Source organism: Roseovarius tibetensis (assembly GCF_050896375.1).
In the GTDB taxonomy this organism is placed as follows: Bacteria; Pseudomonadota; Alphaproteobacteria; order Rhodobacterales; family Rhodobacteraceae; genus Roseovarius; species Roseovarius tibetensis.
Genome location: NZ_JBPBBB010000002.1, coordinates 147,880 through 169,535, shown reverse-complemented (window position 1 = coordinate 169,535; position 21,656 = coordinate 147,880). Strand labels below are relative to the sequence as shown.

General features: G+C 65.7%; 21 protein-coding genes. 8 read left to right on the top strand and 13 right to left on the bottom strand.

All coding sequences use genetic code 11. The features are described 5' to 3' along the window. Positions 1 to 20: 20 nt before the first annotated feature. Entirely contained in the window at positions 21 to 1,079 is a 1,059-nt protein-coding gene (gene mutY / locus ACROSR_RS02705; RefSeq protein WP_432682225.1) for an A/G-specific adenine glycosylase, read from the bottom strand. Between the two features lie 80 nt (positions 1,080 to 1,159). Here mutY and ACROSR_RS02700 point away from each other — a divergent pair, with 80 nt between their 5' ends. Together ACROSR_RS02700 and ACROSR_RS02695 are read left to right on the top strand one after the other, a co-directional pair. After that, the gene (locus ACROSR_RS02700) at positions 1,160 to 1,675 is read left to right on the top strand and encodes a DUF721 domain-containing protein (protein WP_432682224.1); all 516 of its coding nucleotides are present in this window, start codon (positions 1,160 to 1,162) and stop codon (positions 1,673 to 1,675) included. Positions 1,676 to 1,701: 26 nt separating this feature from the next. Then, on the top strand, positions 1,702 to 2,313 hold the full coding sequence (locus tag ACROSR_RS02695) for a DsbA family protein (protein WP_432682223.1): 612 nt from the start codon (positions 1,702 to 1,704) through the stop codon (positions 2,311 to 2,313). Positions 2,314 to 2,349: 36 nt separating this feature from the next. On the opposite strand, the gene lpxK is transcribed toward ACROSR_RS02695, so the two are convergent. Then, positions 2,350 to 3,360, bottom strand: coding sequence for a tetraacyldisaccharide 4'-kinase (gene lpxK / locus ACROSR_RS02690; protein WP_432682222.1), 1,011 nt, complete (start codon positions 3,358 to 3,360; stop codon positions 2,350 to 2,352). Further along, on the bottom strand, positions 3,357 to 4,577 hold the full coding sequence (locus ACROSR_RS02685) for a 3-deoxy-D-manno-octulosonic acid transferase (protein ID WP_432682221.1): 1,221 nt from the start codon (positions 4,575 to 4,577) through the stop codon (positions 3,357 to 3,359). Before ACROSR_RS02685 ends, lpxK begins: the two co-directional genes overlap by 4 nt. 178 nt (positions 4,578 to 4,755) lie before the next feature. Here ACROSR_RS02685 and ACROSR_RS02680 point away from each other — a divergent pair, with 178 nt between their 5' ends. After that, positions 4,756 to 5,496, top strand: coding sequence for a glutamine amidotransferase (locus tag ACROSR_RS02680; RefSeq protein WP_432682220.1), 741 nt, complete (start codon positions 4,756 to 4,758; stop codon positions 5,494 to 5,496). On the opposite strand, the gene ACROSR_RS02675 is transcribed toward ACROSR_RS02680, so the two are convergent. Both ACROSR_RS02675 and ACROSR_RS02670 read right to left on the bottom strand, forming a co-directional pair. Continuing rightward, positions 5,484 to 6,095, bottom strand: coding sequence for a methyltransferase domain-containing protein (locus tag ACROSR_RS02675; protein ID WP_432682219.1), 612 nt, complete (start codon positions 6,093 to 6,095; stop codon positions 5,484 to 5,486). The genes ACROSR_RS02680 and ACROSR_RS02675 overlap by 13 nt on opposite strands. Further along, entirely contained in the window at positions 6,092 to 6,748 is a 657-nt protein-coding gene (locus ACROSR_RS02670) for a class I SAM-dependent methyltransferase (protein WP_432682218.1), read from the bottom strand. Before ACROSR_RS02670 ends, ACROSR_RS02675 begins: the two co-directional genes overlap by 4 nt. Positions 6,749 to 6,877: 129 nt before the next feature. Here ACROSR_RS02670 and ACROSR_RS02665 point away from each other — a divergent pair, with 129 nt between their 5' ends. Then, positions 6,878 to 7,912 carry a succinylglutamate desuccinylase/aspartoacylase family protein gene (locus ACROSR_RS02665; RefSeq protein WP_432682217.1) on the top strand — a complete coding sequence of 345 codons (1,035 nt, stop codon included), beginning with the start codon at positions 6,878 to 6,880 and terminating at the stop codon, positions 7,910 to 7,912. Positions 7,913 to 8,062: 150 nt separating this feature from the next. Here the strand turns inward: ACROSR_RS02665 and ACROSR_RS02660 are convergent, their stop codons facing one another. Continuing rightward, positions 8,063 to 8,746 carry a hypothetical protein gene (locus ACROSR_RS02660; protein WP_432682216.1) on the bottom strand — a complete coding sequence of 228 codons (684 nt, stop codon included), beginning with the start codon at positions 8,744 to 8,746 and terminating at the stop codon, positions 8,063 to 8,065. A 371-nt stretch (positions 8,747 to 9,117) separates the two neighbouring features. Here ACROSR_RS02660 and ACROSR_RS02655 point away from each other — a divergent pair, with 371 nt between their 5' ends. The 4 genes from ACROSR_RS02655 (at position 9,118) to ACROSR_RS02640 (ending at position 13,949) form a co-directional block, all read left to right on the top strand. After that, positions 9,118 to 10,665, top strand: a complete 1,548-nt coding sequence (locus tag ACROSR_RS02655) for a cation:proton antiporter domain-containing protein (RefSeq protein WP_432682215.1) — start codon at positions 9,118 to 9,120, stop codon at positions 10,663 to 10,665. Between the two features lie 61 nt (positions 10,666 to 10,726). Further along, positions 10,727 to 11,656 (top strand): histone deacetylase family protein, encoded by a 930-nt coding sequence (locus ACROSR_RS02650; RefSeq protein WP_432682214.1) that lies wholly within the window; start codon positions 10,727 to 10,729, stop codon positions 11,654 to 11,656. A 21-nt stretch (positions 11,657 to 11,677) separates the two neighbouring features. Next, entirely contained in the window at positions 11,678 to 12,850 is a 1,173-nt protein-coding gene (locus ACROSR_RS02645; protein ID WP_432682213.1) for an MFS transporter, read from the top strand. A gap of 76 nt (positions 12,851 to 12,926) precedes the next feature. Then, positions 12,927 to 13,949: an aspartate-semialdehyde dehydrogenase gene (locus ACROSR_RS02640; protein ID WP_432682212.1), complete on the top strand. Its 1,023-nt coding sequence runs from the start codon at positions 12,927 to 12,929 to the stop codon at positions 13,947 to 13,949. A 276-nt stretch (positions 13,950 to 14,225) separates the two neighbouring features. On the opposite strand, the gene ACROSR_RS02635 is transcribed toward ACROSR_RS02640, so the two are convergent. From ACROSR_RS02635 to ACROSR_RS02605, 7 genes are all read right to left on the bottom strand, one after another. Next, entirely contained in the window at positions 14,226 to 15,854 is a 1,629-nt protein-coding gene (locus ACROSR_RS02635) for an AMP-binding protein (RefSeq protein WP_432682211.1), read from the bottom strand. A gap of 84 nt (positions 15,855 to 15,938) precedes the next feature. Continuing rightward, complete coding sequence (gene gatB, locus ACROSR_RS02630) at positions 15,939 to 17,453, bottom strand: Asp-tRNA(Asn)/Glu-tRNA(Gln) amidotransferase subunit GatB (protein ID WP_432682210.1); 1,515 nt, start codon at positions 17,451 to 17,453, stop codon at positions 15,939 to 15,941. 243 nt (positions 17,454 to 17,696) lie between these two features. Continuing rightward, on the bottom strand, positions 17,697 to 18,383 hold the full coding sequence (tenA, locus tag ACROSR_RS02625; protein WP_432682209.1) for a thiaminase II: 687 nt from the start codon (positions 18,381 to 18,383) through the stop codon (positions 17,697 to 17,699). Then, positions 18,380 to 19,312 (bottom strand): ABC transporter substrate-binding protein, encoded by a 933-nt coding sequence (locus tag ACROSR_RS02620; protein ID WP_432682208.1) that lies wholly within the window; start codon positions 19,310 to 19,312, stop codon positions 18,380 to 18,382. Before ACROSR_RS02620 ends, tenA begins: the two co-directional genes overlap by 4 nt. 3 nt (positions 19,313 to 19,315) lie before the next feature. Further along, positions 19,316 to 20,293 (bottom strand): ThiF family adenylyltransferase, encoded by a 978-nt coding sequence (locus ACROSR_RS02615; protein WP_432682207.1) that lies wholly within the window; start codon positions 20,291 to 20,293, stop codon positions 19,316 to 19,318. Further along, positions 20,290 to 20,889, bottom strand: coding sequence for a thiamine phosphate synthase (locus ACROSR_RS02610; protein ID WP_432682206.1), 600 nt, complete (start codon positions 20,887 to 20,889; stop codon positions 20,290 to 20,292). The genes ACROSR_RS02615 and ACROSR_RS02610 overlap by 4 nt, the downstream gene beginning before the upstream one ends. Continuing rightward, positions 20,886 to 21,656 (bottom strand): thiazole synthase, encoded by a 771-nt coding sequence (locus ACROSR_RS02605; RefSeq protein WP_432682205.1) that lies wholly within the window; start codon positions 21,654 to 21,656, stop codon positions 20,886 to 20,888. Before ACROSR_RS02605 ends, ACROSR_RS02610 begins: the two co-directional genes overlap by 4 nt.

Genomic DNA, 21,656 nt, shown 5'->3' with positions numbered 1-21,656 from the left:
TCGGTCCTTTGACAGTGGTTTCAGTCATTTTCGAACGCACCCTGCGCGAGGTCAAACACCTTTCGCATCAGGGTCGGCAGATGTGCGGGGCGAAAGCTGCCGGGATCGCGAAATGCCCCGGTGTCCGATGACGCGTCAAGGGGAACGTCCGCCACCAGCACGCGCAGCCGCAGGTGGAAATGCGTGAAGGTGTGCCGCGCCTCGGCGTCGATCATGTCCCAGTCGGCCGCAAGGGGCGGGGCGGGCGCGGGGTCGTCGTCCCACGCGCTGCCCGGCCATCCCAGCATGCCGCCCAACAGACCCTTTGCGGGCCGTTCCTCCAGCAGGTAGGCGCCATCGGACCGGCGCGCGACATAGGCATACCCAAAGCGCACGGGCTTGGCCTTCTTCGGGGTCTTGCGGGGCAGATCGGGGGCCGTACCGGCCGCCCGCGCGGCGCAGATGTCCATCCACGGGCAGATCCCGCAGGCGGGCGATCTTGGCGTGCAGATTGTCGCGCCCAGATCCATCACCGCCTGCGCGTAGTCGCCGGGCCGGTCCTCGGGGGTCAGATGCGCGGCTGCGCGCGTCAGTTCCGGCTTGGCCGCGGGCAAGGGGGTGTGGATGTCGAACAGCCGGGCCATCACGCGCTCGACATTGCCATCCACCACCACCTCGGGGCGGTCGAACGCGATGGCGGCGATCGCGGCGGCGGTATAGGGGCCGATGCCGGGCAGGTCCATCAGCGCCCCGCGGGTCTGCGGGAAGACACCGCCATGGTCGTCGGTCACCACCCGCGCGCATTTCAGCAGGTTGCGCGCCCGCGCATAGTATCCAAGACCCGCCCATTCGCCCATCACCTCTGCATCGGGTGCGGCGGCGAGATCGGCAACCGTCGGCCAGAGCGTCGTGAACCGCTCGAAATAGCTGCGCACGGCCGCGACGGTCGTCTGCTGCAGCATCACCTCGCTTAGCCAGACGCGGTAGGGGTCGGGGCGCAGGCCGGCCGCGCGGGCGTCCGGGCCCACACGCCAGGGCAGGCTGCGCGCATGGGTGTCGTACCATCCCAGAAGGTCCTCCGCATCGGCACGATAACGCATAGTTTATGATCCACGCTCAATCTGGTCTGGCATCCGCCGTCACATGCCATAAGTTAGGCGGCAATGGGAGGGTGCCAAGCATGGCCGGTCGACACTCGACGACATACGGGTTCAAGCGCACGTCGGCATTGGTGCAATCCAGCGTGCGTCGTGCCTCGGAAAGCCGGGGCTTTGCACAGTCGCGCCTGCTAACCCATTGGCCCGAGATCGCCGGCGCGGACATCGCCGCGATCGCGCGTCCGGTCGAAGTGTCCTACGCACGCAAAGGCATGGGCGCGACGCTGACATTGCTGACCACCGGCGCACAGGCGCCTATGCTGGAAATGCAGAAGGAAAAGCTGCGCGAAAAGGTGAATGCGGTCTACGGCTACAACGCCATCGCGCGCATCCGGATCACGCAAACGGCCTCGACCGGCTTTGCCGAAGGTCAGGTGAATTTCGATCACCGACCCGCAACGCCGTCGAAAACGCCGATCACACCCGCCCCCGAGACAACCCGTGCCGCTGCTGAAATGGCTGCTCCCGTGGCCGATGACGGATTGCGGTCCGCGCTGGAATCGCTGGCGTGCAACGTATTGACCAGATCACGACGCTGATGGTCCAGAACTGAAAAGGTGAGATGATGAAACGATTGATCGCAACCGGGGTGCTTGCCCTTGCCATGCTGACAGGCCCCGTGACGGCACAGCAGACCGACTCGCCGGACACATCCCAGGTTACCGAGATGACGATGGGCCCCGAGGATGCGCCGGTGACCCTGATCGAATACGCCTCGTTCACCTGTCCGCATTGCGCGACCTTTCACGCGGGCCCCTTCAAGCAGCTCAAGTCGGATTACATCGACAGCGGCAAGGTGCGGTTCATCTACCGTGACGTCTATTTCGACAGGTTCGGCCTCTGGGCGTCGATGGTCGCGCGCTGCGGCGGCGAGGAAAAGTTCTTTGGGATCGCCGACATGATTTATGCGCAACAGCGTGACTGGACACAGGGCGAGCCGACGGAGATTGCTGAAAACCTGCGCCGAATCGGCAAGGTGGCGGGGCTGGAACCCGACGCGCTGGAGGCCTGTCTGAGCGATGACGAAAAGGCCAAGGCGCTTGTTGCATGGTATCAGCAAAACGCCGAGGCCGACGAGGTCAACTCGACACCCACATTGATCGTGAACGACCAGAAATATGCCAACATGGCCTATGACGATCTCAAGGCGATCATCGACGAGGAACTGGACGAGTGAATTGTGTCGGGGGCGGTCTTCCCCGGCCCCCGCCCGTTACAGCCCGATCTGGTCGAGCGCCGCGTCGAGTGCCCCCCACTCCCTTATCCGCAGCCGGACCGGCAAGGTCACGACCTGCCGCCGGAACGCGTAGGGCAGACGCACCGCGTCCTTTTCGGTCGTGACCAGTTGCGCGCCAAGCAGTGTCGCCTCGCGGTCCAGACGGGTCATCAGCGACTCGGTCAGCGGCTGGTGATCGTCGAGGGCCTCGGCCCGTACCAGGTCGGCCCCGAGCGCCTTGAGCGTGGCGAAAAACTTTTCCGGATGACCGATCCCGGCAAATGCCAGAACGCGCGCGCCGTGCCAGTCCATCCCGGTCTGTAACGGCTCCATGCGGCCCTCAAGCCTGGGGATGGGTATTGTGTCGCCCCAGGTCGCCCGAAAGGCGTCTTGCGCGACGGTTGGCCCGATCGACACCAGCAGGTCAGCGCGTGCCATACCCTGCGCCACGGGTTCGCGCAACGGGCCGGCCGGGATGCAGCGGCCATTGCCGAAGCCCTTGACGGCGTCCACCACGATCAGGGACAGATCCTTGACAAGTCCCGGGTTCTGGAACCCGTCATCCATCACGATGCAATCGATCCTCTGGCCCGCATCCGTCGCGGTCCCGAGCATGACGCGCGCGCCTTTTTCGCGGTCGCGCGCCACCCATGTCGGCGCAAAGGCTGCGGCCAAAAGCGGCTCGTCCCCGACGTCGCCCGCCGTGTGCTGTCGCGGATCAACCGCAACAGGCCCGTCAAGCTGCCCACCATGCCCGCGCGACAGGATCGCGGGCGTGACCCCGCGCGTCTGCAGATGCTCGACAAGGGCCTGCACCGTGGGCGTCTTGCCGGTCCCCCCGGCGTTGAGGTTGCCCACGCAGATCACCGGGACCGGTGCGCGCCATCCGGTCCCGCGCGCCATGCGCCGCGCGGTGGCCTGTCCATAGACCCAGCCAAGCGGCGAGAGAAGCCGCGCCCGAAGACCGGGTGTCTCGGGTGGTGTGAACCAGAAGCCGGGGGGTCTCATCGTGCCGCCGCCTGTTGATCGAGCCGGTCGAGAAGCATGTCCACGATGCGATCCGTGACCGCCGCGCCCTTCGACGCCACATCCCACGCCGCCTGCGCCATGAGGGCGGATTGATCGGGCGGCATCAGGGATTGCACCGCCCCCGCCAGCGTTCCGGCATCTCGCACGAGGCGCGCCGCGCCCGCCTCGGTGTAGCGGGCGTAGCGGTCCAGATAGCGCGCGACGTTCGGTCCGTGGATGATGGCGGACCCGTGTGCAGCAGGCTCGTTCGGATTGCGGCCGTGATGGCCGGAGACCAGCGATGACCCCATGAAGGTGACCGGGGCCAGCCGGTACCACAGCCCCATCTCGCCACGGGTATCGGCCAGAACCACCTGTGTCGCCTCGCCGGGCAGCTCGCCCTTGGACCACGTGACGTAGCGCCAGCGTGCCCCGGTCAGATGCGCCTCGAAGGCATGGCTGTCGGCCGGATCATCCGGCACCAGCATCAGAAGAGACCTGTGCGCCACACGGCTCATCTGCTCGTGCGCCGCGAGGACCGTGTCCAATTCCCCGGTCTGCACCATCGCGGCCAGCCAGACCGGCCGCCCGCGCAGGACCCGCGCCATTTCCTCGCGGTCGGACGTGTCGTATGGCAGTGTCAGGGCCCCTTCCTGCAGCGGCCCCGCGACATGCACGATCCGGTCCGGCGCACCGAGGCGGCGCAGGTGCCGTGCGGCCGCGTCGCTTCGGGCGTGGATCTCGACAAAGCGGCCCAGCACGGCGCCGGGCAGCGCGGGAAACCACCGCCAGACCGGACGATCAAAGGATGTCTCATCCGCGTCGACCAGGTATAGCGGGATATTCCGGGTCGCCGCGGTGACGAGCAGCGCCGGTTTCAGGTCTCCACCCGTCCACAGGCAGATATCCGGGCGCCAGTGGTCCAGAAAGACCGCTGCCGCCGCCCCGGTGTCGTCTGGCAAGTCCTGCAAGATGACCGGCCCGCCGGGCGTCATGCGCTGCGGCGCGCGCGGGGGGGCTGTCAGGATCATGTGCAGATCCGGTCGTTGCTGTGTCAGTCGTTTGCTCAGCTCGATCAGCGTATCGGTCCGCCGGGCATCCGCGTCATGCGCCCAGATCACCGGGCCGTCGGGACGGGGCGTCTCGGGCGGTGCAGGGGGCGACCCGGCCCGTCGCGCATACGCCATATAGGCCGCAAGGCTGAGCGAGCGGGCCAAGGTGTATCAGGCCCGCTGTCGCGTGGGCGATGACGGCATGTTGTGGGTCATGGAACATTCTCGAACATTGGTCGGCGCACCCTATCCCTCTGGTGCCGCGCGTCAAGATGGCGGCGCTGTCGGCTTGACGCGGCGCACAAGAGCGGGCACCGACGATCCAGCCCCGAAAGGTCGCCCCATGCCAAAGCCGTTCCTGATCCTGCAACTGCGTCCCGAAGACGAGGCCGCCGATGACGAGTTCGCCGCGATCTTGCGCAAGGGCGGGCTGACCGAGGCGCAGACCCGCCGCATCCGACTGGATCAGCAGGGCCTGCCGGAGGGTCTGGACCTTGCCGATGTCGCGGGCGTGATCGTCGGGGGCGGTCCCGGCTGCGTCAGCGACGCGGCCCCTGCCAAGACCCCGCAAGAGGCGCGGATCGAGGCAGAGGTGCTGTCGCTTATGCCGCGGATCACCGGCGAGGACGTGCCGTTTCTTGGCTGTTGCTACGGGATCGGGATCCTCGGCAAGCATCTGGGCGGCGATGTCGACAAGCGCGCCCATGCCGAGCCTGTCGGCACCGCCGATTGCACCCTGACCAAGGCCGGTTCGGATGATCCCCTTTTGCGCGACGTGCCGCGCGACTTTGCCGCCTTCGTGGGCCACAAGGAGGCGTTGCAGGCGCTGCCGGCGGGCTGTGTGCACCTCGTCGCCTCGCCCACCTGCCCTTATCAGATGGTGCGCTTCGGGCGGAACGTCTACGCCACGCAGTTCCACCCCGAGGCCGACGCGGCGGGGTTCGAGACGCGGATCCGCATCTACCGTCATCGCGGCTATTTCCCGCCCGAGACCGCCGACGACCTGATCGCCATGTGCCGGGCCGCCGATGTGCACGCGCCGGAAAAGATCCTGCGCAACTTCGTGCGGCGCTACGGGGCCTGACCCGATCGCTGGAAGATCGCCATCTGGCTGGCCCCGCCAAGTGCGGGATGTGTTCCCGCCACGTCGCGTCGCGTCACGCTGTAGCCGCCCCGCGCCGCCACGCCGTCGGCCCACCGGCCGAAGCGGTCGCGCGACCACTCGAAATGGTGATCGGGGTGGCGAAAGCGGTGCGGCGGCACACCGAGCACCGGGTTATAGTCGGCATTCGGCGTGGTCACGATGATATGCTGCGGCCGCATGTCGGCGAATAGCGCGCGCTCCAGCCGGTTGAGATCGCCGGGCGGCAGATGCTCTATCGTCTCGACGAGGCAGGCACAGTCGTAGCCGCGCAGGCTGGGATGCGTGCGCGTCATCGAGGCATGGGCGATCTGCACCCGCGCGCGGGCGTCGGCGGGCAGATCCGCCAACCTTGCCCGCAAAAGGCGCAAGGAGGCCAGATCGCTATCTATCCCGGTGATCCGCGTGATCCGGGGCAGCATCGCAAGCCGCAGGATCAGGTCGCCGGTGCCGCAGCCGAGGTCGAGGACCGTCTGTGCGCCGGTCTCGTTGACCGCGCGGATCACGGCCGCCAAGCGTTCCTCGTGCAGCGCGGTGGTCATGGGCCGGGCACCTGCATCAGGGCCACGTCCTTGCGCGGAATGCGGCAGGACCAGCCGCGCGTGGCAGCCACGTGTTCCAGCGTTACGGCGCGATAGAACACCACATGCGTGGGGTCCTTGCGGTAGTGCCAGCCCGCAAACCGCGCGTCATCGGTCTGAAAGCAGGTCGTCACCCCCAGCCATCCGCCGGGGCGCAACAGCGCGCCAAGCCGGTCGAATTCCGCGGCGGGGCGGTGGAAATGCTCGATAACCTCGGTGCAGGTGACGAAGTCGTAGCGCTTGTGCAACGCATCCGTGTCCGGCTGGTAGAACGGATCGTAAACCGCCATATCGTGCCCGGCCTCGCGCAGCATCGCCGCCAGTGCCGGTCCGGGACCGCAGCCGTAATCCAGACCCTGCGCCCCCGGTGCAAGATGCGGGCGCAGCGCATCGGCGAGCCTGGACAGGAAGCGCCGGTAGCCGGGGTCGTCCACATTGTTTTCGTGCTGGTCATATTCGGCCTTTTCGTCGGCGGCCTGTGGATGATGCGCGGGGTTCATCCCGCGCGCCTGACACGCTCCGCAGCGCCAATACCCAAGACCGTCGAACACACCGAAGGTGGCAGGCGCGGGATCCCGGCAGACCGGGCAGATGGCGGGCGCGACAGACGGCATGCGCGGCTTTCCTTGTGGCACGTTTGCCTTAGCCGGAGATCGGCCCCGACATCAAGCCGCCAAGGCATGGACAGGGCGGCATGGATTGCCTAAGCCGGTCGGGCGGCAAACAGGACGGAACGGAGCACGATGGCCAAGCGCAAACCCTTCGAGATCGGCGGCACCACGGTGGCCCCCGGCACGCGCGCGCGGGTCGATATCCCGGTCAGCACCTTGTCCAATCACACGCCGGTGCACCTGTCGGTCGAGGTGGTGCATGGCAAGCGGCCGGGGCCGGTCCTGTTCGTTTCGGCGGCCATCCACGGCGACGAGGTGATCGGGGTCGAGATCGTGCGCAGGCTGTTGCGGTCGGGCGCGCTGAAGACCATGGCGGGGACGCTGCTGGCGGTGCCGATCGTAAACACCTTCGGGTTTCTCAACCATTCGCGCTACCTGCCGGACAGGCGCGATCTCAACCGCGTGTTTCCGGGCCTGAGCGCGGGGTCCATGGCCTCGCAACTCGCGCATATCTTCATGCAGGAGGTGGTGATGCGCGCCGATGTCGGGGTGGATCTGCATTCGGCCGCGATCAATCGCACCAACCTGCCGCAGATCCGGCTGACACCCGACAATGACCGGCTGGAGGAGTTGGGGCTGGCCTTCGGGGCGCCGGTGATGATGGAGTCGAAGCTGCGCGAAGGATCGCTGCGCATGGCGGCCGAAGCGGCCGGTGTCGATGTGCTGCTCTACGAGGCGGGCGAGGGCCTGCGATTCGACGAGTTCGCGGCGCGGGCCGGGGTATCGGGTCTGCTGCGTGTCATGCGGCATCTTGGAATGATCGGGGCCAAGGGCGTGCCGCGCAACAGGGTCAAGCCGGTGCGGGCGCGCAGCTCCACCTGGTACCGGGCGCCGCGCGGCGGGCTTTTTCGTGGCTATATCGCGGTCGGTGACCCGGTGCAGCCGGGTACGGTCCTGGGCGCGGTTGCCAACGCGTTCGGGGATGTCGAAAGCGATGTCGTCGCCGAGCAGAGCGGTATCGTCATCGGGCGCACGAACATGCCGGTCGTCTACGAGGGCGACGCCCTGTTTCATGTGGCAGAGACATCCCGCGCCGAAGCCGCCGCCGAAGGCATCAGCGCGCATCTGGACGCGGCCCCGCTGGACGACGAGGACGAGATCATCTGACAGCACGGACCGCCGTCACGACGGCCCGTTATCCACCTGCATGGTGGCGGCCAGTCGTGCCGCGGCCGACAGGGTCTATCAGAAAGGCGCGCCTGCGGCGCACAGGATATCTCGGCGCACGCCTTGCGGCGTTCGCCTCGGGGCTGGTGGTCAGGTGACCGATGTCGCGTTGCGTGGGCGCAGAAAGATCGACAGCGTCAGCAGACTGAAGATGAATTCGTAGGGTTCCCATTTGAAACGCATGTCGACGGACAGCATCACAAGGCTGGCGGCCACGGTGAGAAGGACATGGCGCGTATCGGCAACGGGCACGACCAGCCAGTCCGCGATCCGCCCGATCGGCGCGACATGGCGGTAGACCAGCGGCAGAACGATGAGATACAGCATGATGACGACCGTCAGGCCGCTGCCGAACACCGTCTTGACCAGTTTCACGTCCCCGAGCACGAGGTTGTGCAGGTTGGTTTCCTGCTGGGTGTTATGCTCTCGGAAGAATTCGCCTGCTTCCCAGTTGAAAAGGCGAAAGCCCCACGAGATCTCCTCGCCCGCGGCAAAGAAGAACGCGAGGGCGTAGATCGCCGTGATCACGCCGGCGCGGGCCCCTCGCCTGGACCAGAGCGAGACGGCGTTGTGCGCGAGAACCAGCGACGAGAGCAACAGGCACATCGCCGTGGCCCATTCCACCGGACCGTCCTCGATCGCGAAACCTGCGCTGAATGCGTCGTGCAGCCCGGTGACGTAATAGAGTATCGTGAAGAGCAGGGTGGCGTAGGCCGCGCCGAATAGCAGGCTGTCGGCATGGCTTAGGCCGGAGGGTTCATTGACGCGCAGCATGATCGGGACCTTGTTCCTCCGAAAGCGTGATGTGATGCGATACAGCACGCATCATCGCGTATCAAGTCCGCGTCTGGACAGGTGCGGCACGGGAAGAAAGCCGGATGGATGACGATCGCCGTCGGCAAAAGGGCGCATGGACATGTGCAGACCGACGCGAGGGTCAGACAAACAAACGCGACGGCGTCACACTTTCAGCCTTCCGGTCCGACCTTGATAAAAAACGCGACATTGAGGCTTGTCGCAACGGCGTTCCTCGGCCACTCTACCCCGCACGGTCAGGGGGATCGGCGCCATCCGAACGTGTGCCTGCCGGACGAGGCCGGTCAATGACGCCCTGACTGCCCCGAGATCCGTTGGAGTCGTGTGCGTTGTTCGAAGTCATTACCATCAGTTTCGCATTTCTTTTCGGTATTGCCGTGCGCCCGTTCGGGCTGCCGCCGCTTGTCGGTTTTCTGGCCGCGGGTTTCGCAATCAACATATTCGGCCCCCTGCTGGGTCTTCCGGTCTATAGTGGCGAGGCGCTTGATCATATCGCGCATCTCGGTGTTCTGCTGCTGCTGTTTACCGTCGGGCTGAAGCTCAAGCTCAACCAGATCGCGCAGCCGCAGGTGATTGGCGGGGCGCTGTTGCATTTCGCCATCTCGGTGCTGGTGTTCATGCCCGGTTTGAAACTTCTCATGGGGCTTGACTGGAACACGGCGCTGCTGGTCGCGATCGCGCTGTCGTTCTCGTCGACCGTGCTGGCCGCGAAATTGCTGGAAGCCAAGCGCGAGCTTGGCGCCTTTCACGGTCGTACCGCCATCGGCATCCTGATCGTGCAGGACATCATCGCGCTTGTGGTTCTTGCGATCTGGTCGGGCCAGACGCCGAATATCTGGGCGCTGCTGGTCTTTGCCGTGCCGCTTCTGCGGCCGCTTCTGCACCGGCTGCTGGACCTGGCGGGCCATGACGAGTTGCTGGTGCTGATGGGCATGCTTTTGTCGCTGGTCATCGGCGGCATGGGCTTCGAGGCGATGGGGCTGTCGTCGGAGATCGGCGCACTGGTGATGGGGGTTCTGCTGTCGACCCACGTCCGGGCCAAGGAACTGGGGGCGTCGCTCTGGTCGCTCAAGGAGATCTTTCTTGTGGGCTTTTTCCTGCAGATCGGCTTGACCGGTCTGCCGGATTGGGGCGCGCTGGTCTTTGCCGTGGCCGTCGGGATCGCGCTGGCGCTCAAGGGGGCGCTGTTCTTCGCGCTTCTGGTGACGTTCAAGCTGCGCGCCCGCAGCGCGTTTCTGTCCGCGCTCAGCCTGACGGCCTACTCGGAATTCGGGCTGATCGTGGCGGCAGGCGTGCTGCCGGACTTTCTTGTACCGCTGGCAATCGCCGTGTCGATCTCGTTCGTGATTTCGGCCCCGCTCAACCGCTTTGCGCATCCCCTTTACGAGCGGTTCGAGGCCGGGTTGCGCCGGTACGAGCGCGACACGATCCATCCCGATGAACAACCCAAGGACATGGGCGATGCCGACGTCCTGATCTTCGGGATGGGGCGAACCGGCAGCGCGGCCTACACGCATGTCACGGAGCAGGGGCTGAAACCCATTGGCCTTGACGCGGACAAGTACAAGGCCGAGGCCCACACCAAGGCCGGGCGCAATGTCGTGTTCGCCGATGCAGAGGACAGCAATTTCTGGCGCAGTTGCAATTTCGACGGCATCAAGGCGGCGATCCTTGCGATGGATGATCTCGAAGCCAAGCTGATCGCCGCACGTTCGTTGCGGCAGCGTGGCTTTTCCGGGCCGATCGTTGCGCATGCCCTGCATGAATCGCACGAGGCGCAGATTCGAGAGGCCGGGGCCGATCACACCTATCTTACCATGAGCCAGGCCGGCATCACGCTTGCGCAGCAGACCGAACAGGCCATGCAACAGGGCTGAGCGGGCGCTGGACAATCCTTTGAATTCCGGGTTCTCTGTCACGAGACCTGAAAGGAGCCGCATGACCACCGCCCTCATTACCCATGATGCCTGCCTCGCGCACGAAACGCCACCGGGCCACCCCGAACAGATAGCCCGGCTGGAGCGTGTTCTGGCCGCGCTCGACGGCAAGGATCTGATGCGCATGGAGGCCCCGCTGGCGGCCGAGGACGATTTGCTGCGGGTGCATCCAAAGACCCATATCGACGCCATCCGTGACGCCGCACCCGAGTCCGGCTTCGTGTCGCTCGACGCGGATACATGGATGTCTCCCGGTACGCTTGCGGCCGCACACCGGGCCGTTGGCGGTGCGTTGCGGGCCGTCGATCTGGTCCTGAGCGGCGAGGTACGCAACGCGCATGTCGCCATGCGCCCGCCGGGGCATCATGCCGAACGGGAGACCACGATGGGGTTCTGCCTTTTCGGGACCGTGGCCGCGGCGGCGAAATATGCGCTGGACCATCATGGTCTGGACCGTGTCGCGGTCGTCGATTTCGACGTGCATCACGGCAATGGCACGCAGGACCTGCTCGAGGACGAGCCGCGGGCGCTTTTTGCATCAACGCATCAATCCCCGCTCTGGCCCGGCACCGGCGGGGCGCACGAAACCGGACCGCATGGCACGATCCTGAACGTGCCGCTGGCCCCGCGTTCGGGCAGTGCGGAGTTCCGTCGTGCCTATGAAGAGACGATCCTTCCGCGTGTCCGCGCGTTCCGGCCAGAGCTGATCCTCGTCTCCGCAGGGTTCGACGCGCACAGCAACGACCCGCTGGCAGACCTGATGCTTGAGACCGACGATTTCGTCTGGGTCACGGAGCGGCTGTGCGATCTGGCCGACGAGCTGTGCGAGGGGCGGCTGGTGAGCAGCCTCGAAGGGGGCTACGATCTTGACGCGCTCGCCGACAGCACGGCGGCGCATGTCGATGTGCTGATCGCGCGCGGCGTGGCCTGACCGCATCAAGGAAGTTCCCGCATGCGCGCCGGTCTCGCCCTGCTCTGCCTTGCCTATGTCCTGAGCCAGTTTTTCCGCGCCTTTCTGGCCGTTCTAAGCGGTCCGCTGGCGGATGATATCAGGATGACGCCGGATGATCTCGCATTTGCGTCGGGTCTGTGGTTCATCGCGTTCGCGGTGATGCAACTGCCGGTGGGATGGGCGCTGGACCGGTTCGGGCCACGTCGCACCGCCGCCATGCTGCTGCTGGTCGGCGGGGGTGGCGGGGCGGCGCTGTTTGCGTTGGCCACCACGCCGCTGCACGTCAAAGCCGCGATGGCGCTGATCGGGGTGGGCTGTGCGCCGGTTCTGATGGCGTCCTATTACATCTTCGCGCTTCAGTTCCCGCCGGCGCGGTTCGCGACGCTTGCCGCGTTGATGCTGGGCGTCGGGTCGGTGGGCAATCTCGTGGCAGCGTGGCCGATGGCCTTCGCGGCCGAGACGATGGGCTGGCGCGCGGCGCTTTGGGGGCTGTCAAGCCTGTCGGCCATCGTCGCGGCGGGGATTTATCTTCTGGTACGTGATCCCGGCCGGGTGATCGGCGAAGCGCCCGGATCGATCCTCGACCTGCTGAAGATGCCGGCGCTTTGGGCGATCCTGCCGCTGATGTTCGTGGCGTATGCGCCGGGTGCGGCGTTGCGCGGGCTTTGGGCGGGGCCGTACCTGCTGGATGTCTACGCATTGAACACGTCGCAGGTGGGACAGGCGACACTGGTCATGGGGCTGGCGATGATTGCCGGAACGTTGACCTATGGCCCGCTCGACCGGATCTTTCAGACCCGCAAATGGATCATCTTCACGGGCAGCCTGACCTGTGCGACGGCGACGCTGACCTTGATGATCTGGCCGGATAAAAGCCTTGTCCTCTCTGTCGTTCTGCTGGCGGTGATCGGTTTTTCGGGGGCGTCGTTCCCGGTGATCATCGCACATGGAAAGGCGTTCTTTCCCGCCCATCTGGCGGGGCGTGGTGTCACGCTGCTCAACCTCTTCGGGATCGGCGGGGTGGGCGTGGCGCAGTTCGTCTCTGGTCCGGTGCATGCGACGGCGGCACAGGCGGGGCCGCTGGCCGGCTACACCGCGATCTTCGCGCTGTTCGGCTTTGCCCTTCTGGCCGGACTGGTGATCTATCTGTTCAGTCACGACAGCATGGCCTGACCGGTGGCCCCTTTCGCATCGCCCGCAATCGCTGTATGACCCGCGTCGCAAACCCCGATCAGGAGGCATGATACACATGGGTTACAAAATCGCCGTCGTCGGTGCGACCGGCAACGTGGGCCGCGAAATGCTGAACATCCTCGCCGAGCGCGAGTTCCCTGTGGACGAGATCGCGGCGCTGGCCTCGCGCCGCAGCCTTGGCACCGAGATCAGCTTTGGCGACCGCACCCTCAAGACCCAGGACCTCGACACGTTCGATTTCACCGGCTGGGACATCGCGCTGTTCGCCATCGGATCGGACGCGACCAAGACCTACGCGCCCAAGGCCGCCAAGGCGGGCTGCGTGGTGATCGACAATTCGTCGCTGTATCGCTACGATCCCGACGTGCCGCTGATCGTCCCCGAAGTGAATGCCGACGCGGTCTTGGGCTATTCCAAGAAGAACATCATCGCCAATCCCAACTGCTCGACCGCGCAGATGGTCGTGGCGCTGAAGCCGCTGCATGACCGGGCCCGGATCAAGCGCGTAGTGGTCTCGACCTACCAGTCGGTTTCCGGCTCGGGCAAGGAGGGGATCGACGAGCTGTGGGACCAGACCAAGTCTGTCTACAACCCCACCGACGACTATCAGGCCAAGGTCTATCCCAAGCAGATCGCGTTCAACGTGATCCCGCATATCGATGGCTTCCTCGAGGACGGATCGACCAAGGAAGAATGGAAGATGGTTGCCGAAACCAAGAAGATCGTCGATGCGTCGATCAAGGTGACTGCGACCTGCGTGCGCGTTCCGGTCTTCGTCGGCCATGGCGAGGCGATCAATATCGAGTTCGAGGATCATCTCGACGAGGCCGAGGCGCGCGACATCCTGCGCGAGGCACCGGGGATCATGGTGATCGACAAGCGCGAGGATGGCGGCTACGTCACGCCGATCGAATGCGTCGGAGACTTCGCGACCTTCATCAGCCGCATCCGGCAGGATTCCACGATCGATAACGGCATCAACCTGTGGTGCGTCAGCGACAACCTGCGCAAGGGGGCCGCGCTGAACGCCGTGCAGATCGCCGAACTGCTGGGCCAGCGGGTGCTGAAGAAGGGCTGATCGGCAAGGGTCATGGTCGTGGGGCCGGGTGATGGCTGTTCGCGGACCAGCTGAACCTGGTACTCATGTGCGGAACCAAGGCGTGCTTGCACGCCGCCGCGCATCGCCGGGCCGCCCCCACGGCACGGCGATTTGGCTGCACCCTGCACGCCGCTCGGGTCTTTTTCGGATTTGGCTGCCATAAAGCGCTGCAGCCCTGACGCGGGATCGCCGCACCGCGGCCCGCCGATGCGCGGCTGGGACTATCCCGTCAATCGGTCGGTCGGTACGTCCGGCTCAGAGCGACCGGGCGACCTGTCGCAACTCGAATTTCTGGATCTTGCCCGTCGAGGTCTTGGGCAGGTCCTGAAACACCACCGCCTTGGGTGTCTTGAATCCTGCGAGTTTCTCGCGCGCGAACGCGATCAGGGCCTCCTCGGTTTCCGTGGCGCCGTCCTTCAATTCGACAAAGGCGCAAGGCACCTCGCCCCATTTCGGGTCGGGCTTGGCGACCACCGCACATAGCAGCACCGAGGGGTGGCGCATCATCACGCCCTCGATCTCGACCGAACTGATATTCTCGCCGCCCGAGATGATGATGTCCTTGGCCCGGTCGGCGATCTGCAGATAGCCGTCGGGATGCTGGATCGCGATATCGCCCGAATGGAAATACCCGCCCGCAAAGGCCTCTTTCGTCGCCTTGGGATTCTTGAAGTACCCCTTCATCACCGCGTTGCCGCGGATCATGATCTCGCCTTGCGTCTTGCCGTCCATCGGGGTCTGTCGCATGGTCTCTGGATCCATCGCCGTGATATCCTCCATCATCGGCATGGCGATCCCGGTGCGTGCCTTGATGGCGTAGCGGTCGTCGTCCTTCAGATCGTTCCAGCGTTCCTGCCACAGGCACTCGGTGACATGGCCGTAGGTTTCGGTCAGCCCGTAGACCTGCGTCACCTGAAAGCCGAGGGGCTCGATCGCGGCCAGCGTCGCGGCGGGGGGCGGGGCGCCGGCGGTGAACACGTCCACCACGTGATCGAATTCGCGCCGTTCCTCGGGCTTGGCATTGACGATGGTGTTGAGCACGATGGGCGCCGCGCCGAAATGCGTGACCCCCTCGTCGGCGATGGCGTCGTAGATCGCCTTGGCGGTGATGTCGCGACAGCCCACCACCGTGGCCCCCAGCATCGGCATCAGCCAGACATGGTTCCAGTTGTTGCAGTGGAACAGCGGCACGATGGTCAGGTAGCGCGCATAACGCGGCAATTGCCAACTGACGACCGTGCCCATGGTCATCAGGTACGTGCCGCGATGATGGCAGACCACGCCCTTGGGCTTGCCGGTGGTGCCCGAGGTGTAGTTCAGCGCAAGGCTTTCCCATTCGTCCTGCGGCATGATCCACGCGAAATCCGCATCGCCGGTGGCCAGCAGTTCCTCGTATTCCATGTAATGCCCGTGCGCGTGCACCCCGGCCTCGTCATCGGCCACCTCGATGATCGTCGGCGGCGCCCGCTCCATCAACTCGGTCGCCTGCACCAGCGTCGGCAGGAATTGCGGATCGCACAGCACCACCTTCGCCTCGCCGTGATCGAGGATGTAGGCGATTGTGTCGGCCTCGAGCCGCGTGTTGATCGTGTTGAGAACCGCGCCCGCCGCCGGCACCCCGAAATGCGCCTCGGCATGGGCGGGCAGGTTGGGCAGCAGGGTCGAGACGACCTCGCCCGGTGCGACGCCGAGCTTGACAAGCGCCGAGGCCAGCCGCGTGACACGGTCGTGGTATTCGGCATAGGTCTTGCGGAACCCGTGATAGACCAGCGCCTCGCGATCCGGGTAGACATGCGCTGCACGTTTGAGAAACGACAGCGGCGTCAGCGGCACGAAATTCGCCTCGCACCGCTCCAGCCCGGTCTCGTCGGTCATCCAGCCCATGAAGCCCTCCCTGATTCTCTCACCGCCCGTTCATCAGAGCGTAGGGAATTCGGGATGGCTTTCAAAGCAATAGATCGGAGGGGGTCACAGCCCCAGCTTGGCCGAGACGATCTCGTTCACGGCCTTGGGGTTGGCCTTGCCCCCCGTGGCCTTCATCACCTGCCCGACGAACCAGCCCGCCAGCTTGGGGTTGGCTTGCGCCTTTTCCACCTGCGCGGGGTTGGCGGCAATGATCTCGTCCACCGCGGATTCGATCGCGCCGGTATCGGTGACCTGTTTCATGCCGCGCGCCTCGACGATCTGCTCGGGGTCGCCGCCTTCGGTATAGACGATCTCGAAGAGGTCCTTGGCGATCTTGCCAGAGATGGCGTCAGATTTGATCAGCCGCACGATGCCGGCCAGTTGCGCAGGACTGACGGGGCTGTCCTCGATCGTGTGGTCCTCTTTCTTGAGGCGGCCGAACAGCTCGTTGATGACCCAGTTCGCGGCGAGCTTGCCGTCGCCCGCCTCGGCCGCGACGGCCTCGAAATAGGCTGCATTGGCGAGATCGGCCGTGAGCACCGAGGCGTCGTATTCGTTCAGCCCGAAATCCAGCACGAAGCGCGCCTTCTTGGCGTCGGGCAATTCCGGCAGCGTGGCCTTGATGGCATCTACCCAGCCCTGCTCGATCTCCAGCGGCAGCAGGTCGGGATCGGGGAAGTAGCGGTAATCATGCGCCTCTTCCTTGTTGCGCATCGACCGCGTCTCGTTCTTGTCGGGATCGTAAAGGCGGGTTTCCTGCACCACCGCGCCGCCCGATTCCACGATGGCGATCTGGCGACGCGCCTCGTGATCTATTGCCATCTGGATGAACCGCATCGAGTTCATGTTCTTGATCTCGCAGCGCGTGCCGAGATGGCTGAAATCCTGCGTTTCCTGGTATTTCTCGTACTGGCCCGGCCGACAGACCGAGACGTTGACGTCAGCGCGCAGGCTGCCGTTCTGCATGTTGCCGTCGCAGGTGCCAAGGTAGCGCAAGATCTGGCGCAGCTTGGTGATATAGGCCGCGGCCTCTTCCGGGCCGCGGATGTCGGGACGGCTGACGATCTCCATCAGGCAGACACCGGTGCGGTTGAGATCGACGAAGGACGCGGTCGGGTCCATGTCGTGAATGGATTTGCCGGCATCCTGTTCCATGTGGATCCGCTCGATCCGGACGTTGCGGGCGATGCCTGGTTCCATGTCGACAAGGATCTCGCCCTCGCCCACCAATGGATGGTATAGCTGGCTGATCTGGTAGCCCTGCGGCAGGTCCGGATAGAAGTAGTTCTTGCGATCAAACGCCGACCACAGGTTGATCTGCGCGTTCAGGCCCAGCCCGGTGCGCACCGCCTGTTCGACGCAGAACTCGTTGATCACGGGCAGCATACCGGGCATCGCGGCGTCGACGAAGGAGACGTTGGAGTTGGGCTCGGCCCCGAAGCGGGTGGAGGCGCCCGAAAACAGCTTGGCGTTCGAGGTGACCTGCGCGTGCACCTCCATGCCGATCACCAGTTCCCAGTCGTGTTTCGCGCCCGCGATGACGCGTGGTTTGGGCGCTTCATAGGTGAGGTCCAGCATCGCGACGCTCCATGTTCGGGTTTGATGCGCTATTTACGCGGCGGGGCCCGAGGGGGCAAGGGGTGCGCGTTCGACATCCGAGACAAGGTGCCCGGAGGGGCGCTGCCGGTTATGGCTTGGAGCGGTCGTTGGAGATCTTGTGACGAGCCGCGCGTCGCCGTGCCGGGGGGCGGCCCGGCGATGCGCGGCGCCCTTCGGGCTTGTTCCCGCGCAGGCTATACTCTCAACGTCCGCTCAAGGCCACTAGCGCCCGAAAGACAGCCCCATGTCCCAGAACCCGACCTCCAGCCGCGTGGCGGTGGTGAACCGGTGGCACAGGCGGTCCCAGCCGGGGGTTGCCTCTGGGGTGTCTCCGAGGCGACGCGCCATGGCCCCGTCGAACAGTTTACCTGCGTCGCGGCACACCTGCTGGTAGTCGTCGCCGGCATAGGTGCCTATCCAGTCGGCATAGGGGTGATCGGGCGTCGCATCCGCAGCCAGCCGCACGCCGATCTCGCCGTAGCCCATCACGCAGGGCGCGAGCGCCGCCAGCAGGTCGAGGAAATCCCCCGCATGCCCGGCATCGAGCACATAGCGCGTATAGGCAAGGTTCGCCGGATGCTCTTCGGCATGATAGAGATCGGCCTCGCTCAGCCCCTCACCGGCGCAGGTCTGCACATGCAGGCTGAGTTCCTGATTGACCAGCGCATCGACGGTGGCCGCACAGGCGCGCATTTCCTCCAGCGCGTCCGATTTGGTCACCGCCAGCGCCCAGGCCCGCGCGAAATGCACAAGAAAGACGTAATCCTGTACCAGATAGCCGAGGAACGCCTTTCGCGGCAGTGACCCCTCGCGCAGCCCCTCGACGAAAGCGTGATGCGTGTACTTCGTCCAGACCGGCCCAGCCGCATCGCGCAGACGGGGAAAGGTCGTGCCGTACTCATGTATCATTGGGCGTTCAGATCCATGGCAAGGCCCGAGACGGGCGTGTGGTCCTCGATCATGCCGGCGTCCAGCAGAAACTGCTCGAACCGGGTGTAACGGGCGTGATCAAGGGCTGCGGGCCGGGTCGCGAAACGCGGCCAGGTGTCGACCCAGGCTTTTTCGTTCAGCTCGTCCTGCAACTCGCGCGAGGTGCCCGCGAATATCTCCCACGAGTCTTGCGGATGGTTCAGGATGTATTGCGTGGCGCGCTCGGTCGCGTGCAGAAAACGGCGCAGCATGTCCGCATCCATGCGGTCGGGATTGGCGACGTAGATCAGCTCGTCATAGGCGGGCACGCCCTCTTCCTCGATGTAGAAGCAGCGGCCCGGCACACCCTCGATCTGCATCTGGTTCAGCTCGAAGTTGCGGTAGGCCCCGATCACCGCATCCACCTGCCCCGACATCAGCGAGGGCGACAGCGACCAGTTGACGCTGACCAGTTCGATATCGTCGAGCGTCAGGTCGTGCTGGCCGAGGATCGCGGACAAGAGCACTTCCTCGACGCCCGAGACGGAAAACCCGACCTTGCGGCCCTCGAGATCGGCGGTGGATTTCACTGGCCCGTCCTCGAGCACCAGCAGGCAGTTGAGTGGCGTGGCGATCAGCGTGCCGACCCGACGCAGGGGCAGCCCGTTCTCGATCTGCAGATGCAGTTGCGGCTGATAGGCAATGGCCAGGTCCGCCTGCCCGGCGGCGACCATCTTGGGCGGGTCCGAGGGGTCGGCGGGGGCGACCACCTCGACCTCCAGCCCGGCCTCTTCGAAATAGCCCAGCTCCTCGGCCAGGATGATCGGCCCGTGATCGGGGTTGATGAACCAGTCCAGGATCAGGGTCATCTTGTCCTGGGCCATGGCCGGTCCGGCCAGCAGCGCGAGGATCAGCGAAAGATAGCGCATCTGTCAGTCTCCTTCATGAAGATCGCCCAGGGCGATCAGGGCAATGTCTCCGTCCCAGGTGCTGCGCAGCCGCGTCGCCGCCTGCCACGATCGCAGCCCGGTGCGGCAGGCGAGCACGGCGCGCGCCCCCTCGGGGCGGGTGTCGGGGTGGTCGAAATCGGTCACGGTTCGGCGGCTGGCCCGCGGCAGGGCCGGCCCGTCCTCGTCCGCCGTGCGCAGATCGACCAGCCAGTCATCGGGGCGGGCTTGTTGCGGCGCGATGAAGGCAAAGCCGCCACCGGGTTCCGGTGCCGCGTCGAAGCGGAACCCGCCAAAGCGGTGACCGGTGGCCTCGAACGTGACCAGTTGCCCCAGCGGCGACGGTGCTATCCCGGTCAGGACGGCTATCGCCATCTGCGCCTGAAGGCTGCCGACCACGCCGACCGACGGCCCCAGAACGCCGTCGGCGGCGCAGCTGCCCGCGCGCTCGGGCAGGTCGGGGAAGACCGCGCGCAAGGACGGCGCCCCACCGCAGAACCCGCCGCAATAGCCCGACATGCCGACCACCGAGGCGCTGATCAGCGGGGTGCCCGCCGCCAGGCAGGTGTCCGAGGCCACGTAGCTTGCCGCGAAACTGTCGGCGCAATCCAGCACGAGATCGGCGGAGGCAACGTGATCCGGCGCGTTCGCCGGGTCGAGCGGTTCGGGCACCGCCGTGACGGTGCAATCGGGGTTCAACTCGGCCATGTGGCGCGCCGCCGCCTCGGCCTTGGGCCGGCCGATATCGTCCATGCGGAACAGCGTCTGGCGGTGCAGGTTCGTGAGGCTTACGCGGTCGCCATCCATCAGCGTGATCCGACCGACGCCCGCGCCCACGAGGTATTGCAGCACCGGCGCTGCCAGCCCGCCGGCGCCGACGACCAGCAGATGCGCGGCTGTCAGCCTGCCTTGGGCGACCTCGCCGAACTGGGGCAGGGCAATCTGGCGGGCGTAGCGGCTCATCCCGTGGCCCCTATCCATTGCCGGACGCGGCCCTCGGGGTCGTCGTTCAGCGTGATGTCGGTGACCGCCGCGACGATATCGGCGCCGGCTTCAAATGCGCCCGGCGCGCGCTCCACCGACATGCCGCCGATCGCGACGAGGGGGATATCGCCGATCAGCCTCCTCCATTCGGTCACCTTGTCGAGCCCTTGCTCGTGCCATTTCATCTTTTTCAGGATGGTCGGATAGACCGGGCCGAGCGCGACGTAATCGGGGGCGTGCTGCAGCGCGCGATCAAGCTCTGCATGGTCATGGGTGCTGATCCCCAGCCGCAGCCCGGCGCGGCGGATGGCCGGAATGTCAGCGTCATCGAGATCCTCTTGTCCCAGATGCACCCAATCGCAGCCTGCATCGACCGCCACCTGCCAGTGATCGTTGACCACGAGGATGGCACCTTGCGCGCGGCACAGCGCCTGTGCGTCCGCGATCTCGGCGCGCAGCGCGTCGCCGGACAGTTCCTTGATCCGAAGCTGCGCCAGTTTCACGCCAAGCGGCAGCGTGCGCCGCAGCCAGTCGGCGGAATCGAAGATCGGGTAGAAGCGCGGCAGATCCGTCATGAGAACGCCTGCCCCAGCACCGGCGTCGATGGTGCGGCCATGTCGCGCGGCATCATCGGATCGGCCTCGAACCCCATGCGCCCAGCCTCCAGCGCGCGGGCAAAGCCGTCGGCCATCGCCGCCGGATCTCCCGCCTTGGCAACGGCGGTATTCAAGAGCACTGCGTCATACCCCAGCTCCATCGCGTGGGCCGCCTGCGAGGGCACGCCCAGTCCGGCATCGACGACCAGCGGCAGATCGGGGAAATGCGCGCGCAGGGTGCGCAGCCCGTAGATGTTGTTAAGCCCCAGACCGGTGCCGATCGGCGCGCCCCATGGCATCAGCACTTGGCACCCCGCCTCGACCAGCCGCTCGCAGATCACCAGATCCTCGGTGCAATAGGGAAACACCTTGAAGCCTTCATCGGTCAGGATGCGCGCGGCCTCGACCAGACCGAACGGATCGGGCTGAAGCGTGTCGGCGTGGCCGATCACCTCAAGCTTGATCCAGTCGGTATCGAATAGTTCGCGCGCCATCTGCGCGGTTGTCACCGCTTCGCGCACCGAATGGCAGCCGGCAGTGTTGGGCAGCACATGCACGCCCAGATCGCGGATCAGATCCCAGAACGCCTGGCCGGCGCGCTCTGACCCGGCCTCGCGCCGCACAGACACCGTGGCGATCCCGGCGCCGGAACGTCTGAACGCCTCGGCGAGAATCGCCGGCGAGGGGTATTGCGCCGTGCCCAGCATCAGCCGCGAGGCGACTTCGGTGTCGTAATACGTTGGCAT

Bases quoted from the DNA above. Each gene is read 5' to 3' on its own strand.
- mutY (WP_432682225.1), bottom strand. From the start codon at position 1,079: ATGCGTTATCGTGCCGATGCGGAGGACCTTCTGGGATGGTACGACACC.
- ACROSR_RS02700 (WP_432682224.1), top strand. From the start codon at position 1,160: ATGGCCGGTCGACACTCGACGACATACGGGTTCAAGCGCACGTCGGCA.
- ACROSR_RS02695 (WP_432682223.1), top strand. From the start codon at position 1,702: ATGAAACGATTGATCGCAACCGGGGTGCTTGCCCTTGCCATGCTGACA.
- lpxK (WP_432682222.1), bottom strand. From the start codon at position 3,360: ATGAGACCCCCCGGCTTCTGGTTCACACCACCCGAGACACCCGGTCTT.
- ACROSR_RS02680 (WP_432682220.1), top strand. From the start codon at position 4,756: ATGCCAAAGCCGTTCCTGATCCTGCAACTGCGTCCCGAAGACGAGGCC.
- ACROSR_RS02675 (WP_432682219.1), bottom strand. From the start codon at position 6,095: ATGACCACCGCGCTGCACGAGGAACGCTTGGCGGCCGTGATCCGCGCG.
- ACROSR_RS02670 (WP_432682218.1), bottom strand. From the start codon at position 6,748: ATGCCGTCTGTCGCGCCCGCCATCTGCCCGGTCTGCCGGGATCCCGCG.
- ACROSR_RS02665 (WP_432682217.1), top strand. From the start codon at position 6,878: ATGGCCAAGCGCAAACCCTTCGAGATCGGCGGCACCACGGTGGCCCCC.
- ACROSR_RS02660 (WP_432682216.1), bottom strand. From the start codon at position 8,746: ATGCTGCGCGTCAATGAACCCTCCGGCCTAAGCCATGCCGACAGCCTG.
- ACROSR_RS02650 (WP_432682214.1), top strand. From the start codon at position 10,727: ATGACCACCGCCCTCATTACCCATGATGCCTGCCTCGCGCACGAAACG.
- ACROSR_RS02645 (WP_432682213.1), top strand. From the start codon at position 11,678: ATGCGCGCCGGTCTCGCCCTGCTCTGCCTTGCCTATGTCCTGAGCCAG.
- ACROSR_RS02640 (WP_432682212.1), top strand. From the start codon at position 12,927: ATGGGTTACAAAATCGCCGTCGTCGGTGCGACCGGCAACGTGGGCCGC.
- ACROSR_RS02635 (WP_432682211.1), bottom strand. From the start codon at position 15,854: ATGGGCTGGATGACCGACGAGACCGGGCTGGAGCGGTGCGAGGCGAAT.
- gatB (WP_432682210.1), bottom strand. From the start codon at position 17,453: ATGCTGGACCTCACCTATGAAGCGCCCAAACCACGCGTCATCGCGGGC.
- tenA (WP_432682209.1), bottom strand. From the start codon at position 18,383: ATGATACATGAGTACGGCACGACCTTTCCCCGTCTGCGCGATGCGGCT.
- ACROSR_RS02620 (WP_432682208.1), bottom strand. From the start codon at position 19,312: ATGCGCTATCTTTCGCTGATCCTCGCGCTGCTGGCCGGACCGGCCATG.
- ACROSR_RS02615 (WP_432682207.1), bottom strand. From the start codon at position 20,293: ATGAGCCGCTACGCCCGCCAGATTGCCCTGCCCCAGTTCGGCGAGGTC.
- ACROSR_RS02610 (WP_432682206.1), bottom strand. From the start codon at position 20,889: ATGACGGATCTGCCGCGCTTCTACCCGATCTTCGATTCCGCCGACTGG.
- ACROSR_RS02605 (WP_432682205.1), bottom strand. From the start codon at position 21,656: ATGCCAACGTATTACGACACCGAAGTCGCCTCGCGGCTGATGCTGGGC.